At 63.1% G+C, this 12,549-nt stretch carries 11 protein-coding genes; all 11 read left to right on the top strand.

Features of this window, described 5'->3' with window-relative positions; genetic code table 11:
* Nucleotides 1-106 precede the first annotated feature (106 nt).
* Nucleotides 107-445 carry an FmdB family zinc ribbon protein gene (locus PHO31112_RS10310; RefSeq protein ID WP_150620428.1) on the top strand — a complete coding sequence of 113 codons (339 nt, stop codon included), beginning with the start codon at nucleotides 107-109 and terminating at the stop codon, nucleotides 443-445.
* A 136-nt stretch (nucleotides 446-581) separates the two neighbouring features.
* Entirely contained in the window at nucleotides 582-1,226 is a 645-nt protein-coding gene (locus PHO31112_RS10305; protein ID WP_010805070.1) for a DUF502 domain-containing protein, read from the top strand.
* 47 nt (nucleotides 1,227-1,273) lie between these two features.
* Nucleotides 1,274-3,076 (top strand): aspartate--tRNA ligase, encoded by a 1,803-nt coding sequence (aspS, locus tag PHO31112_RS10300; protein WP_150620427.1) that lies wholly within the window; start codon nucleotides 1,274-1,276, stop codon nucleotides 3,074-3,076.
* 91 nt (nucleotides 3,077-3,167) lie between these two features.
* Entirely contained in the window at nucleotides 3,168-3,548 is a 381-nt protein-coding gene (locus PHO31112_RS10295) for an NUDIX domain-containing protein (RefSeq protein WP_150620426.1), read from the top strand.
* Between the two features lie 87 nt (nucleotides 3,549-3,635).
* A complete protein-coding gene (gene nudB / locus PHO31112_RS10290) occupies nucleotides 3,636-4,130 on the top strand; it encodes a dihydroneopterin triphosphate diphosphatase (RefSeq protein WP_425495175.1) in 495 nt (164 codons plus the stop codon).
* Nucleotides 4,131-4,148: 18 nt separating this feature from the next.
* Nucleotides 4,149-5,306 (top strand): cardiolipin synthase ClsB, encoded by a 1,158-nt coding sequence (gene clsB, locus PHO31112_RS10285; RefSeq protein WP_150620425.1) that lies wholly within the window; start codon nucleotides 4,149-4,151, stop codon nucleotides 5,304-5,306.
* A 222-nt stretch (nucleotides 5,307-5,528) separates the two neighbouring features.
* Nucleotides 5,529-6,122: a TetR/AcrR family transcriptional regulator gene (locus PHO31112_RS10280; RefSeq protein WP_010805074.1), complete on the top strand. Its 594-nt coding sequence runs from the start codon at nucleotides 5,529-5,531 to the stop codon at nucleotides 6,120-6,122.
* Nucleotides 6,123-6,170: 48 nt separating this feature from the next.
* Nucleotides 6,171-7,958 (top strand): acyl-CoA dehydrogenase C-terminal domain-containing protein, encoded by a 1,788-nt coding sequence (locus PHO31112_RS10275; protein WP_150620424.1) that lies wholly within the window; start codon nucleotides 6,171-6,173, stop codon nucleotides 7,956-7,958.
* A 17-nt stretch (nucleotides 7,959-7,975) separates the two neighbouring features.
* Nucleotides 7,976-10,420, top strand: a complete 2,445-nt coding sequence (locus PHO31112_RS10270; RefSeq protein WP_150620423.1) for a 3-hydroxyacyl-CoA dehydrogenase/enoyl-CoA hydratase family protein — start codon at nucleotides 7,976-7,978, stop codon at nucleotides 10,418-10,420.
* A gap of 17 nt (nucleotides 10,421-10,437) precedes the next feature.
* On the top strand, nucleotides 10,438-11,637 hold the full coding sequence (locus PHO31112_RS10265) for an acetyl-CoA C-acyltransferase (RefSeq protein ID WP_150620422.1): 1,200 nt from the start codon (nucleotides 10,438-10,440) through the stop codon (nucleotides 11,635-11,637).
* A gap of 143 nt (nucleotides 11,638-11,780) precedes the next feature.
* On the top strand, nucleotides 11,781-12,548 hold the full coding sequence (locus tag PHO31112_RS10260; RefSeq protein ID WP_150620421.1) for an enoyl-CoA hydratase: 768 nt from the start codon (nucleotides 11,781-11,783) through the stop codon (nucleotides 12,546-12,548).
* Nucleotide 12,549: the final 1 nt, after the last annotated feature.

Here is a 12,549-nt window from a genome sequence, read left to right as displayed (position 1 = left end):
CTTGATCTTGCTCGACCGTGGCCCCATATATCTCCGACAAATCCCGAAAGCCTTGTGAAGCGGTTATAATTCAAGGCTTTGCGCGCCTTTTCCCGTCGGAAGAATCATGCCTATCTACGCTTATCGTTGCGAAACATGCGGTTTCGCCAAGGATGTGCTGCAAAAAATGAGCGATGAACCGCTCTCCCAATGCCCGGAATGCGGCAAGGACACGTTTCGCAAGCAGGTGACTGCGGCCGGGTTCCAGCTCAAGGGGTCGGGATGGTATGTGACTGACTTCCGCGGTGGTTCGGGCGGCACGAGCGCCCCGGCTGCGGGAGCGTTGTCGTCTGCGGAGGCACCGGCGGCAGCGTCGGGCGAGAGCGCGTCGTCGGCATCGTCGTCCGGCGGCGAGTCGTCCGGCACTCCGGCGGCAAGCTGTGGTGGCGGTTGCGCCTGCCACTGAACGAGACAAGACATTGCACGCCGAGCCTGGCGGCCTGGCGTGCGGATAGTACGAAGCAGCCACCGGGCGCCCGTGGCGCCTGGCGCTGTGAAGCCCCGTTGACACCCCATAGCCGCCAATATTCGCGAGTCCTGCCATGAGCGTTAAGAAACCCGCGCTGAAGACGATTTTCCTCACCGGCCTGCTGGTGCTGGTGCCTCTCGCCATCACGCTGTGGGTGCTGGGCCTGATCATCGGCACGATGGATCAGACCTTGCTGCTGCTGCCGGACGAATGGCAGCCGTCGCGCCTCATCGGCATGCGCGTGCCGGGCTTCGGCGTGGTGGTCACGCTGGCGTTCGTTTTCGTCGTCGGTCTTCTGGCGCATAATTTCATTGGCCAGAAGCTGGTCGGCTGGTGGGAGGCCGTTCTGACGCGCATTCCCATCGTTGGACCGTTGTACGGCAGCGTCAAGCAGGTGTCCGACACATTGCTCTCGAGCAACGGCAACGCGTTTCGCAAGGCGTTGCTCGTGCGTTATCCGCATGCGGATTCCTGGACCATCGCCTTCCTGACCGGCGCGCCGGGCGGCGATGTGGTCAATCACTTGCAGGGCGACTACGTGAGCGTCTATGTCCCGACGACGCCGAACCCAACGTCAGGCTTCTTCCTGATGATGCGGGCGAGCGACGTCGTTGAGCTCGACATGTCGGTCGACGCGGCCCTCAAGTACATCGTATCGATGGGCGTGGTGGCGCCCGCCCACAACCCGCGCCAGCAACGTCCCGGCCCGCTCCTATGAGCCACCGGGAATCGCCGGCGCCATTTTTTGAAAATCGGAACAGCAAAATGTCCATGCGTACCTCCTACTGCGGTCTGGTGACCGAGCAACAACTGGGCCAAACGGTCAAGCTTTGTGGCTGGGTCAATCGCCGCCGTGATCACGGCGGGGTCATCTTCATCGACCTGCGCGATCGCGAGGGTCTGGTGCAGGTCGTGTGCGATCCGGACCGCGCGGAGATGTTCAAGGCCGCCGAAGGCCTGCGCAATGAGTTCTGTGTGCAGATCACGGGCCTGGTGCGCAGCCGTCCGGCCGGCACCGAGAACGCCAACCTGACGAGCGGCAAGATCGAAGTGCTGTGCCACGCGCTGGAAGTGCTCAACCCGTCGGTCACGCCCCCGTTCCAGCTCGACGACGAAAACCTGTCGGAAACCACGCGCCTCACGCATCGCGTGCTGGACCTGCGTCGTCCGCAGATGCAATACAACCTGCGCCTGCGCTACAAGGTGGCGATGGAAGTGCGCAAGTATCTGGACGCGCAAGGCTTCATCGACATCGAAACCCCGATGCTCACGAAGAGCACGCCGGAAGGCGCGCGTGACTATCTGGTGCCGTCGCGTGTGAACGCCGGCATGTTCTTCGCGCTGCCGCAGTCGCCGCAGCTGTTCAAGCAGTTGCTGATGGTGGCCGGCTTCGACCGCTACTACCAGATCACCAAGTGCTTCCGCGACGAAGACCTGCGCGCCGACCGTCAGCCGGAATTTACCCAGATCGACTGCGAAACCTCGTTCCTGTCGGAGCAGGAAATTCGCGATCTGTTCGAGAACATGATCCGCCACGTATTCAAGGAAGCGATCAACGTGGATCTGGACACCAAGGTGCCGGTCATGGAGTACTCGGAAGCGATGCGTCGCTTCGGCTCCGACAAGCCCGATCTGCGCGTGAAGCTCGAGTTCACCGAGCTGACCGATGTGATGGGCGACGTGGACTTCAAGGTGTTCTCGGTGCCGGCCACGACCGAGGGCGGCCGTGTGGTCGCGCTGCGCGTGCCGGGCGGTGCGGAGATCTCGCGTAGCGAAATCGACGCTTACACCGAGTTCGTGAAGATCTACGGCGCAAAGGGGCTGGCGTGGATCAAGGTCAATGAAGTGGCCAAGGGTCGCGACGGTCTGCAAAGCCCGATCGTGAAGAACCTGCACGACGCTGCGGTTGCCTCGATTCTCGAACGCACCGGCGCACAAGACGGCGACATCATCTTCTTCGGTGCCGACAAGGAGAAGGTTGTCAACGACGGTATCGGCGCACTGCGTCTGAAGATCGGTCACTCGGAATTCGGTAAGAGTCACGGCCTGTTCGAAGCCGGCTGGCGTCCGCTGTGGGTCGTCGACTTCCCGATGTTTGAGTACGACGAGGAAGATGCCCGCTGGGTTGCTTGCCATCACCCGTTCACGAGCCCGAAGGACGAGCACATCGACTATCTCGAGACCGATCCGGGCAAGTGCCTGGCGAAGGCCTACGACATGGTGCTGAACGGCTGGGAAATCGGTGGCGGTTCGGTCCGTATCTTCCAGGAAGACGTGCAGAGCAAGGTGTTCCGCGCGCTCAAGCTGGGTGAGGAAGAGGCCCGTGCGAAGTTCGGCTTCCTGCTCGACGCGCTTCAGTACGGCGCGCCCCCGCACGGCGGTATCGCCTTCGGCCTCGACCGCATCATCACGATGATGGCGGGCGCCGATTCGATCCGGGACGTGATTGCGTTCCCGAAGACGCAGCGTGCACAGGATCTGCTCACGCAGGCGCCGTCGCCGGTCGACGAGCGTCAACTGCGCGAATTGCACATCCGTCTGCGTCAGCCGGAAGCGCCGAAGGCCTGACGGCAGCCATGACGGCACTGGCAAACGCCGGTGTGCTGAACTCGAACCCCCTCGGCCGAAAGGCGAGGGGGTTTTGTCTTTGGAGGGGAAGATGATCGTTAGTGCCAAAGCGATCTTGCGACGAGGCGACACGGTGTTGTTCGCCCGGAATCCTCGCGACGAATGGGAACTGCCAGAGGGCCAGCCCGAGCCGGGCGAATCGCTCGAAGACGCGGTGCGGCGCGAAGTGCTGGAAGAGTGTGGTTGGCAAGTGGCGGGGGTGAGCTATGCGGGGAGCGCGGCTTTCGAGGTCATTCCCGCGCGCCACGTCATGCTCGTTTTCTTTGAGTGCCATCGCGAAGCCGGCGACGGCTCATCGCTGGCCGGCAGTGAGGAACACTCGGCGTTCGCGTGGATCGATGTGAGCGCAGCGCGCCCTGACGATCTGCCGCTCAGCTACTGGAACGCCGTGCAGCGGCGTATTTCGGACTAATACGCGGCATTGCAGCAACGAGACAGTGCCATTGCCCATTACAATGAGGCGCTCAAACCGGTCTTCGTCGCTGGTCTTCCGTTGTTCATGAGTCGAACCCAAGCTACCGCCGCCTGCATGAAGCCCTTCAAGATTCCCGAATCCGTGCTTGTCGTGATTTATACGCCGGCGCTCGACGTCCTGCTCATCGAACGTGCCGACGCCGAAAATTTCTGGCAGTCCGTCACTGGCAGCAAGGATCGGCTCGACGAGCCGCTGGTCGAGACGGCTGCGCGCGAAGTGTTCGAAGAGACCGGCATCCGCGTGGCGGACGGGACGGCAGTGCCCACGACCGCCCTGACCGACTGGCAGCACAAAATTCAGTACAACATCTATCCGCGCTGGGCGCATCGCTACGCGCCGGGTGTCACGCGCAACACGGAGCACTGGTTCGGACTGTGCGTGCCGGAGAATACCGCCGTGACGCTCGCGCCGCGCGAGCACGTCGCCTACGCCTGGTTGCCATGGGAAGAGGCCGCTGCGCGCTGTTTTTCACCCTCGAACGGCGATGCCGTCCGGCAGTTGCCGTTGCGCGTGCGCTAGCCGCTGCGTCGCGCGCCGATGAGCAAGTATCTTCCGTTCTCTCACAACAATGATCTGACGCTGCTCTACCTCGGTCAGAACTACTTCACCGCACTTGTCGCGGCGATCGACGGCGCCACTCGCGAAGTTGCCCTCGAGACGTACATCTTCGAGGCCGACGAGGCTGGGGCGAACGTCTCGGCGGCGCTGCAACGGGCTGCACAACGTGGGGTTGAGGTACGTGTCATCACCGATGGCCTCGGTACCAGCCAGCGCCTGGCACTATTCGCCGACTGGCGTGAGAGCGGGATGACGCATCGCATCTACAATCCGCGTCTTTTCGGCAAGTTCGGTTTCTCGCGTACGCACCGCAAGCTTGCCATCATCGATCACGAAGTGGCCTTTGTCGGTGGCATCAATATCGTCGACGACTTCAACGGTGGAGGTGGTGCGCGCATGAGCGATCCGCGTTGGGACTTCGCCGTGCAATGCCGGGGGCCCATCGTTGCCGAGATCGCCATTGCATTTCATGTTCAGTGGCAGCGTCTCGCACCAGGGTATCTGGGCACGCCGTTTCGTCACCGGCGTCGCGGGCAACGCGGACGACTACATGCGCCGTATGGCGGTCAGGCCGCCTTCGTGGCGCGTGACAATCTGCACAATCGCCGCGCGGTCGAAAAAGCCTATCTGATGGCACTGGGTCACGCTCGTCATGAAGTCTGGCTCGCAAATCCCTACTTCGTGCCCGGCCGGCGGCTGCGGCGCGCACTGACACAGGCGGCCAGGCGCGGTGTGTCAGTGCATCTGCTGATCGGTCGCAAGGAGTTTCGTCTGCTCGACACGGCAGTGCCATGGCTTTACGCCAAGTTGCTCGACGCCGGCGTTCGTATCGGCGAGTACGACATGCGGCAACTGCACGGCAAGGTGGCCGTGGTCGACGATGTCTGGGCAACGGTCGGCTCGTCGAATCTCGACGCCTTGTCCCTGTTCGTGAATCACGAAGCCAATGTGGTCGTGCTCGACGACCCGGTGGTCATCGAGCTGCGCGACCATATCCGCCAGGCCTTCGCCGAGGCGCGTCTCATCGACCCCCACTGCTACGGCGGACGCTCCCGCTGGCGGCGCTTGCGCCAATGGGCGGCCTACCGCCTCTATCGCCTTGTGATGAAGGTTCTCACACGCGGTAAGTACGACTGACCCACGACTGACGACCGACCGGCTGCCGGCGGCTTTCCGCCTGCCTGCTATGCCTGCGGCCCTTGTGCAGTCACGGCCGAAGCCCCTCTGGGCAACAAAACCGATTAGGTATTCCGATCTAATAAATTCCTTGTTCGCCCATGGGCGCCCCCCAATAATAGGACGGCCGTTCGATTTTTTGGTTAGCATCGGGGAACGGATAACGATAGCGATGCCATACACATGCGAAAGGGTGAACAGACACGTGCCGCAATCCTGAATGCCGCGCTGGAGCTGGCGGGGCGGGACGGACTCGAGGGACTGACGATCGGCTTGCTGGCCGATCGTATGCAAATGAGCAAGAGCGGCGTCTTCGCGCACTTCGGTTCCCGCGAAGACTTGCAGATCGAAGTGCTGATGGAATACCACAGGCGCTTCGAGGAAGAGGTGTTCGCTCCCAGCATGGAAGCACCGCGCGGCCTGCCGCGTCTCAGAGTGCTGATGGACCGCTGGATAGACAAGCGTATTCGCGAAGTGACGACGGGCTGCATTTATATCAGCGGTGCGGTCGAGTACGACGACCGCGCGGCCAGCCCGGTACGCGAAGCCTTGGTGAAGAGCGTGCGGTTGTGGCGATCTGCCCTGCTGCGCGCCATCACGCAAGCGAAGGAGGAGGGACATCTGCGTGCGGACACCGATCCGCGCCTGATGCTTTTTGAAATGTACAGCCTGACACTCGGCCTGCATCACGACGCGCGTTTCCTTCGGGAGCCCGGCGCCGTCGACATGACCCGGGTGGCACTGGAAAAACTGATTTCGTCTTATCAGCGCGGGTGAGGCGCGAGCCGTCCGCGATTCAATTCGATTTGTTCGGAGGAGTAGGTCATGGGACAGTACAACGCGCCCCTGCGCGACATGCAATTCGTGATGCACGAACTGCTGGGCGTGGAAAACGAATTGAAGGCATTGCCGAAGCACGCGGACATCGATGCCGACACCATCAATCAGGTGCTGGAAGAAGCCGGAAAATTCTGTAGTGAAGTGGTCTTCCCGCTGAATCAAGTGGGCGATCGCGAGGGCTGCAAGTACGCGGGCGACGGTGTCGTCACCACGCCGACCGGCTTCAAACAGGCCTATCGTCAATACATCGATGCCGGCTGGCCGGCACTGGCGTGCGATCCCGAGTTTGGCGGGCAGGGCCTGCCGCAGGTCATCAACAACGCCCTGTATGAGATGCTCAACTCGGCCAACCAGGCATGGACGATGTATCCCGGCCTGTCGCACGGCGCCTACGAGTGCCTGCACGCCCATGGCACCCCCGAACAACAAGCCAACTACCTGCCGAAGATCGTCTCCGGCGAGTGGACCGGCACGATGTGCCTGACCGAGCCGCACTGCGGCACCGATCTGGGCATGCTGCGCACGAAGGCCGAGCCCAACGGCGACGGCTCGTATGCCATCTCCGGCACGAAGATCTTCATCTCTGCCGGCGAGCACGACATGGCCGCCAACATCATCCATCTTGTGCTGGCGCGCCTGCCGGATGCGCCGCCGGGAACGAAGGGCATTTCGCTGTTCGTCGTGCCGAAGTTCATCCCCGACGCGAATGGCGCACCGGGCGAGCGCAACGGTATCAAGTGCGGTTCCATCGAGCACAAGATGGGCATTCACGGCAACGCCACCTGCGTGATGAACCTTGATGGCGCCCGTGGCTGGCTTGTCGGCGAGCCGAACAAGGGCCTGAACGCCATGTTCGTGATGATGAACGCCGCGCGTCAGGGCGTTGGCATGCAGGGGCTGGGGCTGACGGAAGTCGCTTATCAGAACTCGCTGGCGTATGCGAAGGAACGCATTCAGATGCGCTCGCTCACCGGCCCGAAGGCACCGGACAAGCCGGCCGATCCCATCATCGTGCATCCGGACGTGCGCCGCATGCTGCTCACGCAGAAGGCCTATGTGGAAGGCGGCCGCGCGTTCTCGTACTGGACCGCGCTGCATATCGACAAGGAACTGTCGCATGGCGACGAAGCCGAGCGTCGCGAGGCTGCCGATCTGGTCGCGCTGCTCACGCCGATCATCAAGGCGTTCCTGACCGACAACGCGTTCGAGTGCACGAACCACGCGCTGCAGATCTACGGCGGCCACGGCTATATCGCCGAGTGGGGCATGGAACAGTACGTGCGCGATGCGCGTATCAACATGATCTACGAAGGCACCAACTCGATTCAGGCGCTCGATTTGCTGGGCCGTAAGGTGCTCGGCGACATGGGCGCGAAGCTCAAGAAGTTCGGCAAGCTCGTGCAGGACTTCGTGGAAGCCGAAGGCGTGAAGGAAGAGATGCAGGAGTTCGTCAACCCGCTTGCGGACATCGGCGACAAGGTCCAGAAGCTGACGATGGAAATCGGTATGAAGGCGATGGCCAACCCGGACGAAGTCGGTGCGGCAGCCGTGCCGTATCAACGCGTGGTCGGTCATCTCGTGTTCGCCTACTTCTGGGCGCGCATGGCACGTATCGCGCTCGACAAGCAAGGCAGCGGCGACAAATTCTACGAGTCGAAGCTCGCCACCGCGCGGTTCTACTTCGCCAAGCTGCTGCCGGAGACCGCGTATCACATTCGCGTAGCTCGCGCTGGCGCGAAGACGCAAATGGAAGTCGACGTCGACCTGTTCTGAGAGCGGAGGAGATTACCGTGAGTCAAACCAACAAACCCCTGATCGTACGCAAGGTCGCCGTGCTCGGTGCCGGCGTAATGGGGGCGCAGATCGCCGCGCACCTCGTCAACGCGAAAGTGCCCGTTGTCCTGTTCGATCTGCCGGCCAAGGAAGGCCCGAAGAACGGCATCGTCACGCGCGCCATCGACGGTCTGAAGAAGCTGAGCCCCGCGCCGTTTGCCGACAAGGCCGACGCCCAATACATCGAAACGGCGAACTACGAGGACGACCTCGAGAAGCTCGCCGGCTGCGACGTCGTGATCGAAGCGATCGCCGAGCGCATGGACTGGAAGCACGACCTGTACAAGAAGGTCTCGCCGCATCTGGCCAAGCATGCGATCTTCGCATCGAACACGTCGGGCCTGTCGATCACCGAACTCTCGGAAGGCTTCGACGCCGACCTGAAGTCGCGCTTCTGCGGCGTGCACTTCTTCAATCCGCCGCGCTACATGCATCTGGTCGAGTTGATTCCGACCGCGACGACTGCGCCGGCGATTCTCGATCAGCTCGAAACGTTCCTCACGTCCACGCTCGGCAAGGGCGTGGTGCGCGCGAAGGACACGCCGAACTTCATCGCCAACCGCGTGGGGGTGTTCTCGATTCTGGCGGTGTTCGCCGAAGCGCAGAAATACGGCATTCCGTTCGACGTCGTCGACGACCTGACCGGCAGCAAGCTCGGCCGCGCCAAGTCGGCCACGTTCCGAACGGCCGACGTGGTCGGTCTGGACACGATGGCGCACGTCATCAAGACGATGCAGGACGGTCTCAAGGACGACCCGTTTGCCCCGACGTACGCCACTCCGCCCGTGCTCAAGGCGCTCGTGGAGAAGGGCGCACTGGGTCAGAAGACGGGCGCCGGTTTCTACAAGAAGGAAGGTAAGGTCATCAAGGTGCTCGACCCGCAATCGGGCGAGTACGTCGAGTCGGGCAAGAAGGCCGACGAAATGGTCGTGCGCATTCTGAAGAAGGCCCCGGCCGAGCGTCTGCGTCTGTTGCGCGAGTCGACCAACCCGCAAGCACAGTTCCTGTGGGCCGTGTTCCGCGACGTGTTCCACTACATCGGCGTGTATCTTGAGCAGATCGCCGACAACGCACGTGAAGTGGACTTCGCGATTCGTTGGGGCTTCGGCTGGAGCACCGGTCCGTTCGAGGACTGGCAGGCTGCGGGCTGGAAGGATATCGCGCAGTGGGTGCAGGAAGACATCGACGCAGGCCGCGCGCTGTCGAGTGCACCGCTGCCCAAGTGGGTGACGAGCGGCAAGGTCGCCGAGGCGGGCGGTGTGCACACCGCTGAAGGCTCGTACGCGCCGGCCAAGGACACCTTCGTGCCGCGCAGCACGCTGCCGGTGTATCAGCGTCAGGTGTTCCCGGCCTCGCTGGTGGGCGACGCCAGCGCCGATCCGCGCAAGTTCGGCAAAACCATCGAAGAGAACGAAGCCGTGCGCCTGTGGGTCGACGAGACCCCTGGTCAGGACGACGTGCTCATCGTCTCGTTCAAGTCGAAGATGAATACCATCGGGCCGGACGTCATCGACGGCCTGACCCGCGCCATCGATCTGGCCGAGCAGCAATATCGCGCCGTGGTAGTGTGGCAGCCGACGTCGCTGCAACTCGGCGCGCCGGGCGGTCCGTTCTCGGCCGGTGCCGATCTGGCGGCCGCCATGCCGGCCTTCATGATGGGCGGTGCAAAGGGGATCGAACCCTTCATCAAGAAGTTCCAGGACGGCATGATGCGCGTGAAGTATGCGCAGGTGCCGGTCGTCTCGGCGGTCTCCGGCATTGCGCTGGGCGGCGGATGCGAACTGCTGTTGCATAGCGCCAAGCGCGTGGCGGCGCTCGAGAGCTACATCGGTCTTGTGGAAGTCGGCGTGGGTCTCGTGCCGGCGGGCGGCGGTCTGAAGGAAGCGGCGATTCGCGCGGCCGACGCCGCAAATGCCGCGAGCAGCGTGCAGTATCTCCAGTTCGTGACGAAATCGTTCACCAACGCAGCCATGGCGAAGGTCTCGGCCTCGGCGTTCGATGCCCGCGACATGGGCTACCTGAAGCCAACGGACACCATCGTCTACAACGTGCACGAACTGCTGTCGGTCGCCCGCAATGAAGCACGCGCGCTGTCGGTGGCCGGGTATCGTCCGCCGCTCAAACCGGCCGGCATTCCGGTGGCAGGCCGCTCGGGTGTTTCGACGATCAAGGCGCAACTCGTGAACATGCGTGACGGCAACTTCATTTCGGCGCACGACTTCCTGATCGCCTCGCGCATTGCCGAAGCCGTGTGCGGCGGCGACGTGGAAGCGGGCAGCCTCGTGAACGAAGAATGGCTGTTGACGCTCGAGCGCCGCGCCTTCATCGAATTGCTGGGCACGTCGAAGACCCAGGAACGCATCATGGGCATGCTGCAATCCGGCAAGCCGGTGCGCAACTAAGCCGATCGGAGACTGACATGAGCAAACAACTGCAAGACGCCTACATCGTTGCCGCCACGCGTGCGCCGATCGGCAAGGCACCCAAGGGCAGCTACAAGAACACCCGTCCCGACGATCTGCTCGCGACCATCCTCAAGAGCGCGCTCGTGCAGGTGCCGGATCTCGATCCGAAGGTGATCGAAGACGCGATCATCGGCTGCGCCATTCCCGAAGCCCAACAAGGTCTGAACGTGGCGCGCATTGGTGCGCTGCTCTCGGGCCTGCCGAACACGGTGGGCGGCGTGACCGTCAACCGCTTCTGCGCCTCGGGCCTGACGGCGCTCGCCATGGCCGCCGACCGCATTCGTGTGGGCGAAGCCGACGCGATGTTCGCCGGCGGTGTGGAAAGCATGAGCATGGTGCCGATGATGGGCAACACGCCGTCGCTTTCGCCGTCGATCTTCGAGCGCGACGAGAACGTGGGCATTGCCTACGGCATGGGGCTGACGGCCGAGAAGGTGGCGCAGCAGTGGGGCGTGACGCGCGATGCGCAGGACGCCTTCGCGCTGGCCTCGCACCAGAAAGCGATCAAGGCGCAACAGGCCGGTGAGTTCACCAACGAGATCACGCCGATCGAGATCGTCGAACGATTCCCGAACCTCGCAACGGGCGAATTGTCCATCAAGACGCGCACGCTCTCGCTCGATGAAGGTCCGCGCCCGGATACGTCGATCGAAGGGCTGGGCAAGCTGCGTCCGGTGTTCGCGAACAAGGGCTCGGTCACGGCCGGCAATAGCTCGCAGACGTCGGACGGCGCCGGTGCGCTGCTTGTTGTGAGCGAGAAGATTCTCAAGCGGTTCAACCTCACGCCGCTCGCCCGTTTTGTATCGTTCGCCGTGCGCGGTGTGCCGCCGGAGATCATGGGCATCGGTCCGAAGGAGGCCATCCCGGCCGCGCTGCGTGCCGCAGGGCTCACGCAAGACCAGATGGACTGGATCGAACTGAACGAGGCGTTCGCGGCGCAGGCCCTGGCCGTCATCAAGGATCTGGATCTCGATACCAGCAAGGTCAACCCGATGGGCGGCGCGATTGCCCTGGGCCACCCGCTGGGTGCGACCGGAGCGATTCGTGCGGCAACGGTGGTGCATGCACTGCGCCGTCACAACCTGAAGTACGGCATGGTGACGATGTGCGTGGGTACCGGCATGGGCGCCGCGGGGATTCTGGAGCGTATGTAAATAGGTAAGCGCAGACGGCCGGCGACGGCTCAGGGCGCCGGGGTGCGGGTTCGCGAATGCGGGGCCGCCCCCGGCGTTGTCATCTACAGCGGGCGATGATCCGGCGCCCCTGGATTTGCGGAAAACCCGAGGAGACACAAGAGATGGAAGACGTATTGGTGCAGCGTCAGGGCGCCGTGCAGGTGCTGACTTTCAACCGCGCGCACAAGAAGAACGCGATTACCGCCGAGATGTATCAGGCCATCGCCGAGGGTATTGCCGAAGCGGAGGCCGACTCCTCGCTGCGCGTGATCCTGATTCAGGGGCAGCCGGAGGCCTTTTCGGCAGGCAACGATCTCGAGGATTTCCTGAAGCATCCGCCGAAGGACGACGATGCGCCGGTGTTCCAGTTCCTGCGCGCGATCAGTCAGGCGACCAAGCCGATCGTCGCGGCCGTGTCGGGCAACGCGGTCGGTGTCGGCACGACGCTGCTGCTGCACTGCGACGTGGTGTATGCGGCCGATACGGCACGCTTCTCGCTGCCGTTCGCGCAACTGGCGCTGTGCCCGGAGGCGGCGTCGAGCTGGCTGCTGCCGCGCGTGGCGGGTTACCAGCGTGCGGCCGAGAAGTTGCTCTTCGGTGAGCCGTTCGACGTGAACGAGGCAGTGGCGATGGGGTTCGTCAATCGCATCGTGCCAGCGGCCGAACTGGCGGAGTACGCCGCGAAGCGCGCCGCGCAACTGGCCGCCATGCCGGCGGGATCGCTGCGCGCGACCAAGCAGTTGATGAAGGGCGACAGCGCACGCGACGTGCAGGCGCGTATTCGCGACGAAGCGCTGGAGTTCGGCAAGCGGCTGGTGTCGCCCGAAGCGCGCGAAGCTTTCACCGCGTTTTTCGAGAAACGTAAGCCGGATTTCGGCCAGTTCTCGTAAT

It is taken from the genome of Pandoraea horticolens, assembly GCF_902459555.1.
Classification (GTDB): domain Bacteria; phylum Pseudomonadota; class Gammaproteobacteria; order Burkholderiales; family Burkholderiaceae; genus Pandoraea; species Pandoraea horticolens.
Note: the sequence above shows the minus strand (reverse complement) of the source record. Positions and strands in the feature narration are given on the sequence as shown.